The 20171-nt window shown below is 38.9% G+C and carries 9 protein-coding genes, 1 tRNA gene and 5 rRNA genes; 2 read left to right on the top strand and 13 right to left on the bottom strand.

All coding sequences use genetic code 11. From position 1 onward, the window contains the following. Positions 1–4: 4 nt before the first annotated feature. The 4 genes from G9F71_RS00445 to G9F71_RS00430 all read right to left on the bottom strand — a co-directional run bounded on the left by G9F71_RS00445 (position 5) and on the right by G9F71_RS00430 (position 6882). Positions 5–2930: ribosomal RNA gene (locus tag G9F71_RS00445) — 23S ribosomal RNA — on the bottom strand. A 315-nt stretch (positions 2931–3245) separates the two neighbouring features. Then, a 16S ribosomal RNA gene (locus G9F71_RS00440) occupies positions 3246–4763 on the bottom strand. The 16S and 23S rRNA genes sit together here, the layout of an rRNA operon. Positions 4764–5519: 756 nt before the next feature. After that, a complete protein-coding gene (locus G9F71_RS00435) occupies positions 5520–5738 on the bottom strand; it encodes a DUF3892 domain-containing protein (RefSeq protein ID WP_164952543.1) in 219 nt (72 codons plus the stop codon). Positions 5739–6006: 268 nt separating this feature from the next. Beyond that, a complete protein-coding gene (locus tag G9F71_RS00430) occupies positions 6007–6882 on the bottom strand; it encodes a YitT family protein (RefSeq protein ID WP_164952544.1) in 876 nt (291 codons plus the stop codon). A gap of 195 nt (positions 6883–7077) precedes the next feature. Here G9F71_RS00430 and G9F71_RS00425 point away from each other — a divergent pair, with 195 nt between their 5' ends. Continuing rightward, complete coding sequence (locus G9F71_RS00425; protein WP_164952545.1) at positions 7078–7752, top strand: uracil-DNA glycosylase; 675 nt, start codon at positions 7078–7080, stop codon at positions 7750–7752. A gap of 51 nt (positions 7753–7803) precedes the next feature. On the opposite strand, the gene G9F71_RS00420 is transcribed toward G9F71_RS00425, so the two are convergent. The 6 genes from G9F71_RS00420 to G9F71_RS00395 all read right to left on the bottom strand — a co-directional run bounded on the left by G9F71_RS00420 (position 7804) and on the right by G9F71_RS00395 (position 15486). Beyond that, positions 7804–7879 (bottom strand) — tRNA-Phe (locus tag G9F71_RS00420). A gap of 5 nt (positions 7880–7884) precedes the next feature. Beyond that, positions 7885–8001 (bottom strand): 5S ribosomal RNA (gene rrf, locus G9F71_RS00415). A 57-nt stretch (positions 8002–8058) separates the two neighbouring features. Next, positions 8059–10984, bottom strand: a 23S ribosomal RNA gene (locus G9F71_RS00410). A gap of 314 nt (positions 10985–11298) precedes the next feature. Further along, positions 11299–12817 (bottom strand): 16S ribosomal RNA (locus G9F71_RS00405). A 550-nt stretch (positions 12818–13367) separates the two neighbouring features. Further along, the gene (locus G9F71_RS00400; RefSeq protein WP_125006289.1) at positions 13368–14309 is read right to left on the bottom strand and encodes a GNAT family N-acetyltransferase; all 942 of its coding nucleotides are present in this window, start codon (positions 14307–14309) and stop codon (positions 13368–13370) included. Then, positions 14296–15486, bottom strand: a complete 1191-nt coding sequence (locus G9F71_RS00395) for an MFS transporter (RefSeq protein WP_164952457.1) — start codon at positions 15484–15486, stop codon at positions 14296–14298. The genes G9F71_RS00400 and G9F71_RS00395 overlap by 14 nt, the downstream gene beginning before the upstream one ends. A gap of 297 nt (positions 15487–15783) precedes the next feature. On the opposite strand from G9F71_RS00395, the gene G9F71_RS00390 reads away from it, so the two are divergent. Next, positions 15784–16989: a class I SAM-dependent methyltransferase gene (locus G9F71_RS00390; protein ID WP_164952458.1), complete on the top strand. Its 1206-nt coding sequence runs from the start codon at positions 15784–15786 to the stop codon at positions 16987–16989. Between the two features lie 85 nt (positions 16990–17074). Here G9F71_RS00390 and G9F71_RS00385 read toward each other — a convergent pair whose 3' ends face one another. The 3 genes from G9F71_RS00385 to G9F71_RS00375 form a co-directional block, all read right to left on the bottom strand. Next, the gene (locus G9F71_RS00385) at positions 17075–17842 is read right to left on the bottom strand and encodes a ThiF family adenylyltransferase (RefSeq protein WP_164952456.1); all 768 of its coding nucleotides are present in this window, start codon (positions 17840–17842) and stop codon (positions 17075–17077) included. 111 nt (positions 17843–17953) lie between these two features. Further along, complete coding sequence (locus G9F71_RS00380) at positions 17954–19198, bottom strand: DUF1015 domain-containing protein (RefSeq protein ID WP_164952455.1); 1245 nt, start codon at positions 19196–19198, stop codon at positions 17954–17956. Between the two features lie 26 nt (positions 19199–19224). Continuing rightward, positions 19225–20136 (bottom strand): D-2-hydroxyacid dehydrogenase, encoded by a 912-nt coding sequence (locus tag G9F71_RS00375; RefSeq protein ID WP_164952454.1) that lies wholly within the window; start codon positions 20134–20136, stop codon positions 19225–19227. Positions 20137–20171 lie beyond the last annotated feature (35 nt).

The following is a 20171-nucleotide window of genomic DNA, read 5'->3' as shown; positions in this document are numbered from 1 at the left end:
TATTAAGGTCAAGCCCTCGACTTATTAGTATTAGTCAGCTGAACATGTTACCATGCTTACACCTCTAACCTATCAACCTGGTGTTCTTCCAGGAGTCTTACTAACACCGCACTTACGTGCGAGTTATGGGAAATCTCATCTCAGGGTGGGCTTCACGCTTAGATGCTTTCAGCGTTTATCCCTTCCAAACATAGCTACCCAGCGATGCCACTGGCGTGACAACTGGTGCACCAGAGGTTTGTCCATCCCGGTCCTCTCGTACTAAGGACAGCTCCCTTCAAATTTCCTACGCCCGCGACGGATAGGGACCGAACTGTCTCACGACGTTCTGAACCCAGCTCGCGTGCCGCTTTAATGGGCGAACAGCCCAACCCTTGGGACCTACTTCAGCCCCAGGATGCGACGAGCCGACATCGAGGTGCCAAACCTCCCCGTCGATGTGGACTCTTGGGGGAGATCAGCCTGTTATCCCCGAGGTAGCTTTTATCCGTTGAGCGATGGCCCTCCCACGAGGTACCACCGGATCACTAAGTCCGACTTTCGTCCCTGCTCCACTTGTAGGTGTCGCAGTCAGGCTCCCTTCTGCCTTTGCACTCTTCGCGCGATTTCCAACCGCGCTGAGGGAACCTTTGAGCGCCTCCGTTACTTTTTTGGAGGCGACCGCCCCAGTCAAACTGCCCACCTAACAATGTCCTGTGACCAGATTCATGGCCTCCAGTTAGAACCTCAGTACTGTCAGGGTGGTATCCCAAGGATGACTCCACACAGGCTGACGCCCATGTTTCTCAGTCTCCCACCTATCCTGTACAGACAATACCGAAATTCAATGCTAAGCTACAGTAAAGCTCTACGGGGTCTTTCCGTCCAATCGCGGGTAGCCAGCATCTTCACTGGCACTACAATTTCGCCGGATGTGCTGTTGAGACAGTGCCCAAATCATTACGCCATTCGTGCGGGTCGGAACTTACCCGACAAGGAATTTCGCTACCTTAGGACCGTTATAGTTACGGCCGCCGTTTACTGGGGCTTAAGTTCATACCTTCGCTTGCGCTAAGTAATCCCCTTAACCTTCCAGCACCGGGCAGGCGTCAGCCCCTATACATCAGCTTTCGCTTTAGCAGAGACCTGTGTTTTTGCTAAACAGTTGCTTGGGCCTATTCTCTGCGACCTACTTTCGTAGGCACCCCTTCTCCCGAAGTTACGGGGTCAATTTGCCGAGTTCCTTAACAGCAATTCTTCCGATGGTCTTAGGATTCTCTCCTCACCTACCTGTGTCGGTTTGCGGTACGGGCACCAATATCCTCGATAGAGACTTTTCTTGGCAGCGTGGAATCAGATACTTCAGGAATAAATTCCCTTCCCCATAACATCTCAGCGTTAAGAGCAAACGGATTTGCCTGCTTGCTCCGCCTAAATGCTTAGACACACATCCAATAGTGTGCACATCTTATCCTCCTGCGTCATCCCATTTCTAATAACGTCCATTGGTGGTATCGGAATATCAACCGATTGTCCATCACCTACGCCTTTCGGCCTCGGCTTAGGTCCCGACTAACCCTGAGAGGACGAGCCTTCCTCAGGAAACCTTAGGTTTTCGACCGTTAAGATTCTCACTTAACTCTCGCTACTTATGCCAACATTCTCACTTCTGTACCGTCCACCACTCCTTACGGTATGACTTCAGCCAGTACAGAAAGCTCCTCTACCGCGTACACATAGTGTACACCCATAGCTTCGGTGGTAAGTTTTAGCCCCGGACATCTTCGGCGCAGGATCTCTTGACTAGTGAGCTATTACGCACTCTTTGAATGAGTGGCTGCTTCTGAGCCAACATCCTAGTTGTCTTAGAAATCCCACATCCTTTTCCACTTAACTTACACTTTGGGACCTTAGCTGATGGTCTGGGCTGTTTCCCTTTTGACTACGGATCTTATCATTCGCAGTCTGACTGCCGAAATAAAAGTATATGGCATTCGGAGTTTGATAGGGTTCAGTAACTGTTGTCAGCCCCTAGCCCATTCAGTGCTCTACCTCCATTACTCAATTAATCGACGCTAGCCCTAAAGCTATTTCGAGGAGAACCAGCTATCTCCGAGTTCGATTGGAATTTCTCCGCTATCCACAGCTCATCCCATGGTTTTTCAACACCAACGTGGTTCGGACCTCCACGGAATTTTACTTCCGCTTCATCCTGGCCATGGATAGGTCACCCGGTTTCGGGTCTACGACATGCAACTATAGCGCCCTATTCAGACTTGGTTTCCCTTCGGCTCCGTACCTTAAGTACTTAACCTTGCTACATATCGTAACTCGTTGGCTCGTTCTACAAAAAGCACGCCGTCACACATAAAAAGTGCTCCGACCGGTTGTAGGCACACGGTTTCAGGTTCTATTTCACTCCCCTTCCGGGGTTCTTTTCACCTTTCCCTCACGGTACTTCTTCACTATCGGTCACTAGGTAGTATTTAGCCTTGGGAGGTGGTCCTCCCTGCTTCCCACAAGGTTTCACGTGTCTCGTGGTACTCTGGATTAGATCTGACTGTTTTTCCTTTTCATTTACAGGCCTATTACCTTCTGCGGAGCAGCTTTCCAGCTATCTTCAATTAAGGAATTGCAGTATTTATGATCTATCCTCAACCCCTAGGTCAAAGACCTAGGTTTGGGCTCTTTCCCTTTCGCTCGCCGCTACTTAGGAAATCGATGTTTCTTTCTCTTCCTCCGGGTACTTAGATGTTTCAGTTCCCCGGGTCTACCTCTGCATACCTATTTATTCAGTATGCAGTACATAGTTGTTACTATGTGGGTTCCCCCATTCGGAAATCTTTGGATCACTGGCTATTTGCGCCTACCCAAAGCTTATCGCAGCTTAACGCGTCCTTCTTCGGCTCCTAGTGCCAAGGCATTCGCCATGCGCCCTTTGTAGCTTAACCTTTATCTTTATCTACTTACGTAGATAATTTCGTCTATTTACATAAACGTTTTAATTCATTTTGCGAAATCGTATTAAATTCATCTATACACCACTTACATGGCTTTAACTTATTAAAACAACTTTAATTTCACTGTGCAATTTTCAAAGAACATTTTTAGAAAGATCAAATTTTTAGTTAACTCCAAAGAGTCAACTAAAATTAGTCTCTCAAAATTAAACAGAGAATAGATTACGAGTAATTACAGTAGACATTTCGAAGAATAATTAAATTCTTCTTGTTGCATTGACCGAAGTCTTTGCATCTACTCCCTAGAAAGGAGGTGATCCAGCCGCAGGTTCTCCTACGGCTACCTTGTTACGACTTCACCCCAATCATCAATCCCACCTTCGGCCGCTGGCTCCTTACGGTTACCTCACGGACTTCGGGTGTTACCAACTCTCATGGTGTGACGGGCGGTGTGTACAAGGCCCGGGAACGTATTCACCGCGACATGCTGATTCGCGATTACTAGCAACTCCGGCTTCATGTAGGCGAGTTGCAGCCTACAATCCGAACTGGGATGAGTTTTTGAGTTTGGCTCCACCTTGCGGTCTTGCATCTCTTTGTACTCACCATTGTAGCACGTGTGTAGCCCTAGACATAAGGGGCATGATGATTTGACGTCATCCCCACCTTCCTCCCGGTTAACCCGGGCAGTCTCACTAGAGTGCTCAACTAAATGGTAGCAACTAATGATAAGGGTTGCGCTCGTTGCGGGACTTAACCCAACATCTCACGACACGAGCTGACGACAACCATGCACCACCTGTCACCCTGTCCCGAAGGACTTCGCCCATCTCTGGGTTATGCAGGGGATGTCAAGTCTAGGTAAGGTTCTTCGCGTTGCTTCGAATTAAACCACATGCTCCGCTGCTTGTGCGGGCCCCCGTCAATTCCTTTGAGTTTTAATCTTGCGATCGTACTCCCCAGGCGGAATACTTATTGTGTTAACTGCGGCACCGAGGTTCGACCCCCGACACCTAGTATTCATCGTTTACGGCGTGGACTACCAGGGTATCTAATCCTGTTTGCTCCCCACGCTTTCATGCCTCAGCGTCAGTTACAGTCCAGTAAGTCGCCTTCGCCACTGGTGTTCTTCCTAATCTCTACGCATTTCACCGCTACACTAGGAATTCCACTTACCTCTCCTGCACTCTAGACACCCAGTTTCAAATGCAGCACCCAAGTTAAGCTCGGGTATTTCACATCTGACTTAAATGTCCGCCTACGCATCCTTTACGCCCAGTAAATCCGGACAACGCTTGCCACCTACGTATTACCGCGGCTGCTGGCACGTAGTTAGCCGTGGCTTCCTCCTCTGGTACCGTCATTATCGTCCCAGAAGACAGAACTTTACAACCCGAAGGCCTTCATCATTCACGCGGCGTTGCTGCGTCAGGGTTTCCCCCATTGCGCAATATTCCCCACTGCTGCCTCCCGTAGGAGTCTGGACCGTGTCTCAGTTCCAATGTGGCCGATCACCCTCTCAGGTCGGCTACGCATCGTTGCCTTGGTGGGCCGTTACCTCACCAACTAGCTAATGCGCCGCGGGTCCATCTCAAAGTGGAATTTTCCGAAGAAAAATCCTTTGATGTCTCAATCATGCGATCAAAACATATTATGCGGTATTAATCTCCCTTTCGGGAGGCTATTCCCCTCTTTGAGGCAGGTTACCCACGTGTTACTCACCCGTCCGCCGCTAATCCACCCCGAAGGGTTTCATCGCTCGACTTGCATGTGTTAGGCACGCCGCCAGCGTTCGTCCTGAGCCAGGATCAAACTCTCAATTTAAAAGTTTACACTTTTTATTTGAAATGAATAATCTGCGCCAACTGTTAAGCTGGTTAGCAAGCTCATTACATACTTTTTAGTCTTACGACTAAAATTACTTTTTTATCTAAAGTAATTAACTGGTCTAACGAAATATTATTTCGCTATTTTACCTATTTCTCTGTTTAATTTTCAAAGACCAACTTGTTTTGTCATCATGTGACGACTTCTACTATTATACTAGGTATTTCTTGTTTTGTCAACATTTTTTATTAATATTTTTTAAATTTATTTGAAAATATTAATTATTAACTTATCAATCTTTACCTTTGCCGTTACTCATTAGCAGCGACAAGTAATATATTATCATCTTTGCCTATCACCATTTTTATTCCTTTTCTTATATACTACAATTATATACAATATTCTCTATAATACTACTATATAGTGAGTATTCTTTATGTTGACACACTAGGAATAGTATACCTCATTAAAATCAATAATATACCTATCTTCTGATAATATATGTAATTATTTATACATAAGCCTTAAGTCATCTACATTTATAAAGCACTCAATGAAAAAGACTTAAGGCTTTTATGTTAAATCATCTTCTTAGAAGCTACAATATATTAACGACTTCACAAGGAGATTTCCCCCTTGTAGACCTCCAGATCAGATAACAATTCTCAATGTTATCCCCCCACTGAAGTTTTCTCTTTGTTATAATATATGCCTTCCACTTGTAGAGGTGTTGGCCTTCCTTATGGAATGTCGTTAAAAAATAGGAAGATTATCTAAATTATCTTCTGCGGTACTATTAGGTGAAGACTTTATAATATCATTTCCATTTCTATTTTTACCAACAACCACTGATTCGACAGTTCCTCTTTTTGCCAAAGCTACAGCCTTACTAACATCTAATTCCTCCCCTGTATTAGTTAATACATTTGTAATATCTCCCTCTGCATTTTTTCTTACCTTAACTATCTTCATATAATTATCGCTCCTCGTTAATTAATATAACTCAAATTTCTTTAATAGTAACACTCCCTACATTAATCTTCCCACTCTATATTTAGTATTTCCCTTTTTATCATTATTTTATTACTAAGTTGCTACAAATTATATAAATATATAAGAATGATTAAATAATCACTTAAAGGATGCAACTATTGCCTGTCATATAAATTCAATAAAAAAACACTAATGACTTAAAACATGAAGTCATTAGTGTTTCTTTCTAGTTTTGTTACCATTACCCTTAACCTAAAGGACTTTTAAATCCGTTACCTTGAACCTCCGCTATATCAATTATAGAGATAAAAACTTCTTTATCTATAGCTTTTATTACTCTCTTAATTTGTGGTAGTTGTCCTAACGAAACAACGCAGTACATTACATTTTTTCTATGGTTAGTATAAGCCCCTTCTCCATATAAAATAGTTACTCCTCTATTAAAGTTATTTAATATTGCATCACTTACTTCTTTTTCTTTTTCAGATACAATTAAAAGCATTTTACGTCTATTCAATCCATTAATTACTTTTTCCATAACGGCAGAAGTAATATACATCGCAATCAGCGTATATAATCCTACTTTAAAATCAAATAATACAGATCCAACAGCTACAATTAAGAAATTTATTATAAAGCTTACTATACCTACTTCTATACCATATTTTTTTTTAACATATATAGCTATAATATCCATACCGCCAGTAGATCCTTCATTAGAAAAAACAATTCCACTACCTATACCTGAAAGTACTCCTCCATATATACAATAAAGAAGTCTATAGGATTCTTCCACAGGAGCAAGAATATTTTTTAAAGGTGAGGTAATAATTAAAAAAAACGATAAGGAAATGGTTCCTATTATGGTAAATGCAGTGAATCTTTTGTTTATTTTTAATATACTTAATATAAGAAGTGGAATATTAAGTACTAATATTGTAACGCCCATTGGCATATTAAAAATATACTGTAACATTAATCCTATTCCTGAAAGACCTCCACTAAGAAGCTTATTTGGAACTATAAATAAATTGATTGAAAAAGCTAAAATAAAACTACCTAACATAATAAGAACTATTTTCTGAAATAAATCTTTAAAATCAGTGGTGAATACCTTTTTCATGAACTGCCTCCATTTTTTTTATATTACAAAATAATTATTGATTATTTTATATCCTATATTTGTTTTTGTGTATATTATGATTATATACCATTTAACACTTAAAACATCATGTATTTTAATACTTTATATTATAAAAGTAAATACTTGTTTTATGAGAGCAAAAGCATTTATGGTATAATTAAGTGAGGTGATTTTATGAATAACTTAACAAATGATTGGAATGAACTCTTATTGGAAGAATTTAATAAGGATTATTTTTTAAAATTAAGAAACTTTTTAAAGCAAGAATATGAAACTAAGTTAATATATCCTGAAGTACAAAATATCTTTAATGCTCTTAACTATACCGCATATAAGGATGTAAAAGTTATCATACTTGGTCAAGATCCTTATCATGGTGCTAGTCAAGCTCATGGTTTAAGTTTTTCTGTAAACGCAGGTGTATCAACACCCCCATCTTTATTGAATATATACAAGGAATTGTATAGTGATATAGGCTGTTACATACCTAATAATGGGTATTTAAAAAAATGGTGCGATGAAGGGGTTTTACTTTTAAATACTGTTCTTACCGTTAGAGCTGACCAGGCTAATTCTCATAAAAATAAAGGATGGGAACATTTTACTAATAAGATTATTGCACTATTAAATGATAAAACGGATCCTATAGTTTTTATTTTATGGGGAAATAATGCCCAGGCTAAACAATCTCTAATAACAAATCCAATACACTACATAATAAAATCTGTTCATCCAAGCCCATTATCAGCTTATAGAGGTTTTTTCAATAGTAAACCATTTTCTATTACTAATAATTTTTTAATTTCAAAAGGCATATCCCCCATTGATTGGCAAATTAAAAATTTATAATATATTATTTTGAACATAAAAAAACGTCTTAGAATTATCTAAGACGTTTTTTGGTGGCTAGACCAGGAATCGAACCAGGGACACGAGGATTTTCAGTCCTCTGCTCTACCGACTGAGCTATCCAGCCACATTACCTGGCGACGACCTACTCTCCCACAAAGTTACCCCTGCAGTACCATTGGCGCATTGAAGCTTAACCGACCTGTTCGGTATGGGAAGGGGTGTTACCTTCATGCCATAATCACCAGATTGAGAAAATTATATTCTCTCAAAATTGCACAGTGAAATTCTCGCTTTATATATATTAAGGTCAAGCCCTCGACTTATTAGTATTAGTCAGCTGAACATGTTACCATGCTTACACCTCTAACCTATCAACCTGGTGTTCTTCCAGGAGTCTTACTAACACCGCACTTACGTGCGAGTTATGGGAAATCTCATCTCAGGGTGGGCTTCACGCTTAGATGCTTTCAGCGTTTATCCCTTCCAAACATAGCTACCCAGCGATGCCACTGGCGTGACAACTGGTGCACCAGAGGTTTGTCCATCCCGGTCCTCTCGTACTAAGGACAGCTCCCTTCAAATTTCCTACGCCCGCGACGGATAGGGACCGAACTGTCTCACGACGTTCTGAACCCAGCTCGCGTGCCGCTTTAATGGGCGAACAGCCCAACCCTTGGGACCTACTTCAGCCCCAGGATGCGACGAGCCGACATCGAGGTGCCAAACCTCCCCGTCGATGTGGACTCTTGGGGGAGATCAGCCTGTTATCCCCGAGGTAGCTTTTATCCGTTGAGCGATGGCCCTCCCACGAGGTACCACCGGATCACTAAGTCCGACTTTCGTCCCTGCTCCACTTGTAGGTGTCGCAGTCAGGCTCCCTTCTGCCTTTGCACTCTTCGCGCGATTTCCAACCGCGCTGAGGGAACCTTTGAGCGCCTCCGTTACTTTTTTGGAGGCGACCGCCCCAGTCAAACTGCCCACCTAACAATGTCCTGTGACCAGATTCATGGCCTCCAGTTAGAACCTCAGTACTGTCAGGGTGGTATCCCAAGGATGACTCCACACAGGCTGACGCCCATGTTTCTCAGTCTCCCACCTATCCTGTACAGACAATACCGAAATTCAATGCTAAGCTACAGTAAAGCTCTACGGGGTCTTTCCGTCCAATCGCGGGTAGCCAGCATCTTCACTGGCACTACAATTTCGCCGGATGTGCTGTTGAGACAGTGCCCAAATCATTACGCCATTCGTGCGGGTCGGAACTTACCCGACAAGGAATTTCGCTACCTTAGGACCGTTATAGTTACGGCCGCCGTTTACTGGGGCTTAAGTTCATACCTTCGCTTGCGCTAAGTAATCCCCTTAACCTTCCAGCACCGGGCAGGCGTCAGCCCCTATACATCAGCTTTCGCTTTAGCAGAGACCTGTGTTTTTGCTAAACAGTTGCTTGGGCCTATTCTCTGCGACCTACTTTCGTAGGCACCCCTTCTCCCGAAGTTACGGGGTCAATTTGCCGAGTTCCTTAACAGCAATTCTTCCGATGGTCTTAGGATTCTCTCCTCACCTACCTGTGTCGGTTTGCGGTACGGGCACCAATATCCTCGATAGAGACTTTTCTTGGCAGCGTGGAATCAGATACTTCAGGAATAAATTCCCTTCCCCATAACATCTCAGCGTTAAGAGCAAACGGATTTGCCTGCTTGCTCCGCCTAAATGCTTAGACACACATCCAATAGTGTGCACATCTTATCCTCCTGCGTCATCCCATTTCTAATAACGTCCATTGGTGGTATCGGAATATCAACCGATTGTCCATCACCTACGCCTTTCGGCCTCGGCTTAGGTCCCGACTAACCCTGAGAGGACGAGCCTTCCTCAGGAAACCTTAGGTTTTCGACCGTTAAGATTCTCACTTAACTCTCGCTACTTATGCCAACATTCTCACTTCTGTACCGTCCACCACTCCTTACGGTATGACTTCAGCCAGTACAGAAAGCTCCTCTACCGCGTACACATAGTGTACACCCATAGCTTCGGTGGTAAGTTTTAGCCCCGGACATCTTCGGCGCAGGATCTCTTGACTAGTGAGCTATTACGCACTCTTTGAATGAGTGGCTGCTTCTGAGCCAACATCCTAGTTGTCTTAGAAATCCCACATCCTTTTCCACTTAACTTACACTTTGGGACCTTAGCTGATGGTCTGGGCTGTTTCCCTTTTGACTACGGATCTTATCATTCGCAGTCTGACTGCCGAAATAAAAGTATATGGCATTCGGAGTTTGATAGGGTTCAGTAACTGTTGTCAGCCCCTAGCCCATTCAGTGCTCTACCTCCATTACTCAATTAATCGACGCTAGCCCTAAAGCTATTTCGAGGAGAACCAGCTATCTCCGAGTTCGATTGGAATTTCTCCGCTATCCACAGCTCATCCCATGGTTTTTCAACACCAACGTGGTTCGGACCTCCACGGAATTTTACTTCCGCTTCATCCTGGCCATGGATAGGTCACCCGGTTTCGGGTCTACGACATGCAACTATAGCGCCCTATTCAGACTTGGTTTCCCTTCGGCTCCGTACCTTAAGTACTTAACCTTGCTACATATCGTAACTCGTTGGCTCGTTCTACAAAAAGCACGCCGTCACACATAAAAAGTGCTCCGACCGGTTGTAGGCACACGGTTTCAGGTTCTATTTCACTCCCCTTCCGGGGTTCTTTTCACCTTTCCCTCACGGTACTTCTTCACTATCGGTCACTAGGTAGTATTTAGCCTTGGGAGGTGGTCCTCCCTGCTTCCCACAAGGTTTCACGTGTCTCGTGGTACTCTGGATTAGATCTGACTGTTTTTCCTTTTCATTTACAGGCCTATTACCTTCTGCGGAGCAGCTTTCCAGCTATCTTCAATTAAGGAATTGCAGTATTTATGATCTATCCTCAACCCCTAGGTCAAAGACCTAGGTTTGGGCTCTTTCCCTTTCGCTCGCCGCTACTTAGGAAATCGATGTTTCTTTCTCTTCCTCCGGGTACTTAGATGTTTCAGTTCCCCGGGTCTACCTCTGCATACCTATTTATTCAGTATGCAGTACATAGTTGTTACTATGTGGGTTCCCCCATTCGGAAATCTTTGGATCACTGGCTATTTGCGCCTACCCAAAGCTTATCGCAGCTTAACGCGTCCTTCTTCGGCTCCTAGTGCCAAGGCATTCGCCATGCGCCCTTTGTAGCTTAACCTTTATCTTTATCTACTTACGTAGATAATTTCGTCTATTTACATAAACGTTTTAATTCATTTTGCGAAATTGTATTAAATTCATCTATACACCATTTACATGGGTTTAACTTATTAAAACAACTTTAATTTCACTGTGCAATTTTCAAAGAACATTTTTAGAAAAACTATCTATTAGTCAACTCCAAAGAGTTAACTAAAATTAGTCTCTCAAAATTAAACAGAGAATAGGTTACGAGTAATTACAGTAGACATTTTGAAGAATAATTAAATTCTTCTTGTTGCATTGACCGAAGTCTTTGCATCTACTCCCTAGAAAGGAGGTGATCCAGCCGCAGGTTCTCCTACGGCTACCTTGTTACGACTTCACCCCAATCATCAATCCCACCTTCGGCCGCTGGCTCCTTACGGTTACCTCACGGACTTCGGGTGTTACCAACTCTCATGGTGTGACGGGCGGTGTGTACAAGGCCCGGGAACGTATTCACCGCGACATGCTGATTCGCGATTACTAGCAACTCCGGCTTCATGTAGGCGAGTTGCAGCCTACAATCCGAACTGGGATGAGTTTTTGAGTTTGGCTCCACCTTGCGGTCTTGCATCTCTTTGTACTCACCATTGTAGCACGTGTGTAGCCCTAGACATAAGGGGCATGATGATTTGACGTCATCCCCACCTTCCTCCCGGTTAACCCGGGCAGTCTCACTAGAGTGCTCAACTAAATGGTAGCAACTAATGATAAGGGTTGCGCTCGTTGCGGGACTTAACCCAACATCTCACGACACGAGCTGACGACAACCATGCACCACCTGTCACCCTGTCCCGAAGGACTTCGCCCATCTCTGGGTTATGCAGGGGATGTCAAGTCTAGGTAAGGTTCTTCGCGTTGCTTCGAATTAAACCACATGCTCCGCTGCTTGTGCGGGCCCCCGTCAATTCCTTTGAGTTTTAATCTTGCGATCGTACTCCCCAGGCGGAATACTTATTGTGTTAACTGCGGCACCGAGGTTCGACCCCCGACACCTAGTATTCATCGTTTACGGCGTGGACTACCAGGGTATCTAATCCTGTTTGCTCCCCACGCTTTCATGCCTCAGCGTCAGTTACAGTCCAGTAAGTCGCCTTCGCCACTGGTGTTCTTCCTAATCTCTACGCATTTCACCGCTACACTAGGAATTCCACTTACCTCTCCTGCACTCTAGACACCCAGTTTCAAATGCAGCACCCAAGTTAAGCTCGGGTATTTCACATCTGACTTAAATGTCCGCCTACGCATCCTTTACGCCCAGTAAATCCGGACAACGCTTGCCACCTACGTATTACCGCGGCTGCTGGCACGTAGTTAGCCGTGGCTTCCTCCTCTGGTACCGTCATTATCGTCCCAGAAGACAGAACTTTACAACCCGAAGGCCTTCATCATTCACGCGGCGTTGCTGCGTCAGGGTTTCCCCCATTGCGCAATATTCCCCACTGCTGCCTCCCGTAGGAGTCTGGACCGTGTCTCAGTTCCAATGTGGCCGATCACCCTCTCAGGTCGGCTACGCATCGTTGCCTTGGTGGGCCGTTACCTCACCAACTAGCTAATGCGCCGCGGGTCCATCTCAAAGTGGAATTCTCTAAAAGAAAAATCCTTTGATGTAAAGGTCATGCGACCAAAACATATTATGCGGTATTAATCTCCCTTTCGGGAGGCTATTCCCCTCTTTGAGGCAGGTTACCCACGTGTTACTCACCCGTCCGCCGCTAATCCACCCCGAAGGGTTTCATCGCTCGACTTGCATGTGTTAGGCACGCCGCCAGCGTTCGTCCTGAGCCAGGATCAAACTCTCAATTTAAAAGTTTACACTTTTTATTTGAAATGAATAATCTGCGCCAACTGTTAAGCTGGTTAGCAAGCTCATTACATACTTTTTAGTCTTACGACTAAAATTACTTTTTTATCTAAAGTAATTAACTGGTCTAACGAAATATTATTTCGCTATTTTACCTATTTCTCTGTTTAATTTTCAAAGACCAACTTGCTTCGTCATCATGTGACGACTTCTACTATTCTATCAGTTGTTTAATCATCTGTCAACAGTTTTTTAATATTTAAATTAAATTTTCTGTTACGCTATAATGATTGCTTTGTCACTGCTAAACTGCAACAACATTTATTATTCTATCATAATTAATTATATCTATTTTAAGTTATGTAGTTTTTATCTCAATATAAGTCCACAATAATCTTACGTACTTACTTATTCGACGTTTTTCTTATATAGATACACTAGGACTAGTATACACAGATATTCTTATAAACTCATCCCAAACACCTGAATTTATAAAAATACCTACTATTGCATCTGTTTTAATCCTAAATAAAATTTCTATTTTATAAACTAATTAACTATCTTTAACCTTATAAAAAACCATGTGATCTCTCCATTCACCATTTATGTATAAGTACTTCTCACTTATACCAAGTTCTTTAAAACCAGAGTTTATTAAAACTCTTTGTGATTTTTCATTATCTATTAAAGTAGTTGCTTCTATTCTATGTAGCTCTAATTCCTCAAAAGCATATTCTACTACAAGTTTAACTGCCTCCTTCATATATCCTTTGCCTTGCTCGTTTTCATCCAAAGAATAACCTATAAAAGCATTTTTAAAAACACCCATAACTATATTAGATATTCTTATTTTTCCAATAAGTTTATTACTACTATATATACCTAAATTAACACCAGTACCTCTTAAAAATTGTTTGTAACTCTCTGTTAAAGTACGCTTCTGACTATCTATTGTATAAAAACCCTCATCCCTAGAAGGTTCAAATCGCCTTAGAAATTCTCTGTTTCTTAAGTAATAATCTAACACATCTTCCGCATCTCCAGGAGTTAATGCCCGGATTTTAATATTTATACGTTTAATCTCTAAACCTTTTTCTATTAAACTTCTATTAAAAGCAAAACTACTTATACCAAACATAAGCTCTGATTGGTATTCAGATTTATTTACTACACTGTCTGTAATAATACCCTCTAGCTCAAAGCCTAAATCAGTAAAAGCACTTATATTTATGGTTTCATGAGCTATGACATTTACTTTGTTTATTCCCATGTTTTTGAACAAGATCTTCAACATAAGATTTAATGTATCTTTTAAATACTCATAACTTTCATTATTGTTTCTATGAAACTTCAATCTAAATTGACAAAATTTGTTTTGTTTATCTAATTCTATTATAAATATTCTTCCTAATATAATATAAGCATTGTCTTTTATTACGTACTCTCTCCCATTTCCCTTTAGAGCTTCTAAACTTACATACTTACCCTTGTTCATTTTTAACCCCACTATCTAGAGTAAATTTACTTTTTGTATTTATATAAATAAGGTATATAAAAATAATTGATATTATTAAACTTATCGGTATCATATAAAAGGCAAAATAAGTACCAACCCTATCATTTAGTTTACCTATTACTAAGTTAAGCAACATATTAATTGAAGAAGTTAATGTAACTATCACTCCTGTTATATAAGCAGTGTTTTGTTTAAATACCTTGCTTATGGTAAGCACAAGTGTTGGAAAGGTTATTGCAAAAAACAAACCTGAAACAGATATTATTATAAGCCCTTTTTCTCCAACAACTAGTCCTAAGGTGAATAAGCATACTGCAATTATTAGAGAACCCATTGTTGTTTTTAAATATCCTAGCTTTTCAACTACAAATCCCCCAACTAATCGCCCTATACTAAATATAACTAAAAACATAACACTATAAAAAGCACTCTTACTGCTATTATATTTATAATTATCTTTTATGTAATTCACAAGCCAGCTTACTGTAGCTACCTCCGAAAATACATAAAATCCTAATGCAAATACGTAGAAATAAATTATTTTATTTTTTAACAGATCTAATTTGTTTATTTTATTGCTTTCACTATATTTATGAGTATGAGGCATTTTTATAAAAGTGAATGCTATGAGTAGTATTACAAATAGCAATGATATTCCTAGATATATATTCCTCCAAGTAAATCCCTTGGTCATTAATATTCCACCTAGAGCTTGCCCTGTAGCTCCACCTACGCCATAACAAAAATGAATTATATTCATAAGAATTGCTTGATAACTTAGAAGTAATACTGGCACTAATGTATTTATAGATATACTTGTAAGTGCAAGTCCTATATTCATAATGAACATATTTATTAAAAAAAATGTATAACTGTCGACTACCGACATTAATGCCAGTGATAAGACCATACAGCTGAGCCCTAATATAATAACCCTCTTTTGTCCTATCTTTTCACAAAGTATACCGCCAATATAAGAAAACGATATGTATGCTAAGGAACCAATAAAAATCATTATTCCTATACCAGTATTATCTATATTAAAGTCCAATTTAAAAGATGGTATAAATATTCCTTTAGTATTTTCAGCCATTGCATTTAGCGCCATGGCGATAAATAGAAAAATTATAACTATAGCATTATTTTTGTTTTTCAATTAATTTCCTCCTTATAGTCCTCTAGGGTGTCCTCCTAGTTTTAGTAGTCTGAGGAATCATCTCTCTTAATTCTCTATTGCAACTTCATTTTTATTTTCATTAATCAAATTTATTATAGCATAAATTATTATGGTTAAATATAGTAAACAATCAATATCCCATTTTGTTAATTTTGTGTTTTCAACTCTATTTTATGGTTAAAACTATAATATCATATTTTTATTTAATAGCCTTTAAATTTTTGCTATACTTGTAATATAGACTTCACATAATTATAAACGAAAGGGTTGAGCACAATAAATAAGCAAAATATTAATAAATTAAAACTTTTTTTAATGGGTCTTGAAAATAGATTCTCTGAAAACTCCTCAATATTCAAGCAAGTTAATACCACCTACATATCTGGACTAAAGGAATTTAAAGGAACAGGACTCTATAACAATGGAGATATTAAGTATAATTTTAATGGCAAAACAGAAACTTTAAATATATCTCAGTTATTTTCTAACATAATTAAAGAAGCTGAAAGCTATGATAGTTTATCTCTAATTTATAGTGAAAGGGGCTCTGTGATTCTAATATCTGCTGATAATAAAAATGTAACTATGAAGAACTTAGATGTGGATCCTATAAATGCGGAGGACTCAAATAATGTTTCTTCTAAATCAGCGTCTGCCAGTACTCGTGGAACTACTTCCACCCTTTTAAATAGAGATTACTATATAAAGATTGGCAGCGCAGATAATTTACTAAAAGAAATAGGAATAATGAGTAAAGATGGTAAAGTTAAAAATGATAAAATAAGAAAATATAATCAAATTGATCGCTATGTAGAACTATTAGAAGGAATTTTAGATAAACTTCCTAAAAATGAAATAGTAAATATCTTAGATTGTGGTTGTGGAAAATCTTATTTATCCTTTGTACTTAACTATTATTTAACAGAAGTTAAAAGAAAAAAATGCCATTTCATTGGGTTAGATTACTCTGAATCTGTAATAGAATCCTGCAGGATTATGGCCAAAAATTTAAATTATAGAAATATGGAATTCCAGGCTATAGATATTAAAGATTATGAACCTTCTAAAAATATACATGTAGTATTGTCCTTGCATGCTTGTGATACTGCTACAGATATGGCATTAGCCCTAGGAATAAGAGTAAACTCCGATGTAATAGTTGCTGTTCCCTGTTGCCATAAAGAATTTTTAAGTCAATATTCTTATGAACCATTTAAAAATATACTAAAGCAGGGTGTATTTAAAACAAGAATGGCAGATATTTTAACAGATGGAATGCGCTGCTTAATGTTAGAAGCTAAAGGATACGAGGTTTCTGTAGTGGAATATATATCTCCACTGGAAACACCTAAAAACACAATGATAAGAGCTATAAGAACTTCCACTGAAAATGATAAGGCTATGGATGAATATATATCTTTAATGAGTAGTTTAAATGTTTATCCTTCATTATACTCATTTTTAAACGACTGGGAAGTATAACCATAAAGTTAATTTCAAATAAAATAAAGATAAGAGTGCATTAATTTCCACTCTTATCTTTATTTTAATATCCTTATCCATAGTTTTAAATATTATCTTTCACTTTAATTAAATCCTTAATAACTTCTCCACCAATTATCATGCCTGCTACTGGAGGAACAAAGGATATACTACCGGGAATCTGTCTTTTTATAGCACATTTTTTTGATCCTCCGGTGCATACGCATCCTTCTTTACATGTTATAACCTCGTCCAACTTTGGCTTTATAGGAGTTTCCTCAGAATAAACCACCTTAAGAGTGTCAACATTTCTCTTTCTAAGTTCGTGTCTCATAACCTTTGCAAGTGGACATACTTTCGTATCATAAATATCTGCAACCTTAAATAAAGTTGGATCTAATTTATTCCCTGTACCCAAACAGCATATAATATCGATACTCTGCTCTTTGCAATATTCCACTAAAGCTATTTTTGAAGTTACTGTATCAATAGCATCTACAACATAATCTGTATCGGGCGTAATAATATCCCCTATATTGTCCGCTGTTACAAAAGTTTCATGAGTGATAACTTCGCATTTAGGATTTATTTCGAGAATTCTATCCTTCATTACTAAAACCTTACTTTTACCTATAGTTTTAAAATTAGCATGTATTTGCCTATTTAAATTTGTTAAACATATTGTATCGTCATCTATTAATACCAATTTTCCAACACCAGCTCTTACTAGTGCCTCAACTGTATAACTACCAACTCCACCTATTCCAAACACCACTACCTTACTCTCTTGTAATTTGTTTAAACTATCCATACCTATTAATAACTCTGTTCTTGACAATGAATGCTGTGGCATATGTTTCTCTCCTTTGTAATATATAATATAGTTATAAAAAAATCAATTTCATAATTGTATTATACCCTAAATACACAAAAAGACCACGCATATGCGTGGTCTTTCGTTAAATTATAATTCGTGGACAAATATTCCACTTTGTAATTTTGGTTCGAACCAAGTTGATTTAGGAGGCATTGTCTTTCCTGCATTTGCTATATCCATTAAATCATCCATAGTTGTAGCACACATAGAGAATGCAACTTTCATTCCTTCATTAACTCTTCTTTCAAGTTCAGAAAGTCCTCTTATTCCACCTACGAAATCAATTCTTGAGTTTGTTCTTGGATCATCAATTCCTAGAATTGGTTCTAGTAAATTATTTTGAAGTATTGATACGTCTAATCTATCTACTGGATCCTTCATATTAAAGGTTCCTTCTTTAGCAGCTAGTTTATACCATTTCCCCTCTAAGAACATTCCGTATGTTCTTTGAACCTCTGGCTTAAATTGACCTTCACCTTCATATAGAGTAATATCAAATTTTTCAGAAGCCTTATTCATAAATTCTTCTGATGAGTTTCCGTTTAAATCTGCTACAACTCTATTATAATCCATTACATATAAATCATTGTCTGGGAATATAACTGATAAGAAGAAATTGAATTCCTCATCACCTGTGTATGATGGGTTCTCCTGTCTTCTCTTTAGTCCAACTTTAACAGCTGAAGCTGATCTATGATGACCATCAGCTATATATAAATAATCTGTTCCAGCAAATAGAGCTGATAGTTTATTAATAACCTCTTCCTCATCTATAACCCAAATAATTTGAGATACACCATCTTCAGATTTAAAATCATATACTGGTGTTTTTGTTTCTGTCCAGTTTTTCACTAAAGCATCTATTTCATCTTTATGTCTATATGTTAAGAATATTGGTCCAGTATTAGCATTTGTATAATCTACATGATTAAATCTATCAAGCTCTTTATCTGCTCTTGTTAACTCATGTTTTTTAATTATATCATTTATATAATCATCAATTGAAGCACACGCAACTATACCAGTTTGAGGTCTTCCATTCATTATTTGTCTATAAATATACAAACAAGGTTTTTCTTCTTGCATATATACTTTATAATTAATCATTTTTTTAAGATTTTCACTAGCTTTAAGATAAACTTGCTCACTGTGAACGTCTATGCCTGGTTCCAAATCTACCTCTGGTTTATCAACATGTAGAAATGAATAAGGTTTTCCTATTACCATTTCTCTAGCTTCTTCACTGTTCATAACATCATAAGGAAGAGCTGCTACTTTCTCTACTAAATCTAATTGTGGTCTGTACGCTTTAAAAGGTCTTACTACTGCCATGATTATTCCTCCTGTGATTAATTAATTTATTTGAAAAGATCGCAAATAATGCTGTTTATTTCACTACCTATTCTTGTTTGAGCTTCTTTAGTCGCAGCACCAATATGTGGTGTTACAGAAACCTTAGGATGGTTAACTAGTGCTTCATTTTTAGTTGGTTCTTCAACAAAAACATCTATTCCAACTCCTGCTAGTTTACCATTATCTAATGCTTCTACTAATGCAGCTTCGTCAACTACTCCACCTCTAGCACAGTTGATTAAGAATGAACCATCCTTCATCATAGCTAATTGATCCTTTCCTATAAGAGCTCCTTGCTCTTTAAAGAATGGTATATGTAATGATAGATAATCTGCTCTTTTTAAAACATCATTTAATTCACAGAATTCATATTCATCACAATCTTTAGCTTTCCCTATTATATCTGTATATATAACTGTCATACCAAGTGCAGATGCTTTTTTAGCAAGTTCTCTTGATATTCTTCCGAATCCAACAAGACCTAAAGTTTTTCCGCTAATTTCTACACCTTCATATTTTTTCTTATCCCATTTACCTTGTCTCATAGATACATTAGAAATATTAATAAATCTTGATATAGCAAACATATGAGCAAGGGCAAGTTCAGCTACAGATGCACTACTTGCATTTGGAGTGTTAGAAACTTTTATACCTTTTTCTATGGCATATGCTACATCTATATTATCAACGCCAACTCCGCCACGAATTACAAGCTTTAATCTTCCTGCTTTTGCAGCAATATCTATTATTGGTTGTCTAACCTTTGTTGCAGATCTAACCACAATTACGTCAAAATCTTTTAACGCTTCACCTAAAGCTTCAGGTTCATAAAAATGTTCAACAACTTCGAATCCTTTAGCTCTTAACTCTTCAATAGCACTTTTCTCCATACCATCAGTAACTAATACTCTAATCATGATAATCCTCCTCTTTTATATAAAGAAAACGTTAT

Source organism: Clostridium sp. FP2 (assembly GCF_011065955.2).
Taxonomy (GTDB): Bacteria; Bacillota; Clostridia; order Clostridiales; family Clostridiaceae; genus Clostridium_AD; species Clostridium_AD tagluense.
The sequence above is the reverse complement of the archived record's forward strand: the minus strand, read 5'-3'. Positions and strand labels throughout refer to the sequence as shown.

Bases quoted from the DNA above. Each gene is read 5' to 3' on its own strand.
- G9F71_RS00435 (WP_164952543.1), bottom strand. From the start codon at position 5,738: ATGAAGATAGTTAAGGTAAGAAAAAATGCAGAGGGAGATATTACAAAT.
- G9F71_RS00430 (WP_164952544.1), bottom strand. From the start codon at position 6,882: ATGAAAAAGGTATTCACCACTGATTTTAAAGATTTATTTCAGAAAATA.
- G9F71_RS00425 (WP_164952545.1), top strand. From the start codon at position 7,078: ATGAATAACTTAACAAATGATTGGAATGAACTCTTATTGGAAGAATTT.
- G9F71_RS00400 (WP_125006289.1), bottom strand. From the start codon at position 14,309: ATGAACAAGGGTAAGTATGTAAGTTTAGAAGCTCTAAAGGGAAATGGG.
- G9F71_RS00385 (WP_164952456.1), bottom strand. From the start codon at position 17,842: ATGCCACAGCATTCATTGTCAAGAACAGAGTTATTAATAGGTATGGAT.
- G9F71_RS00380 (WP_164952455.1), bottom strand. From the start codon at position 19,198: ATGGCAGTAGTAAGACCTTTTAAAGCGTACAGACCACAATTAGATTTA.
- G9F71_RS00375 (WP_164952454.1), bottom strand. From the start codon at position 20,136: ATGATTAGAGTATTAGTTACTGATGGTATGGAGAAAAGTGCTATTGAA.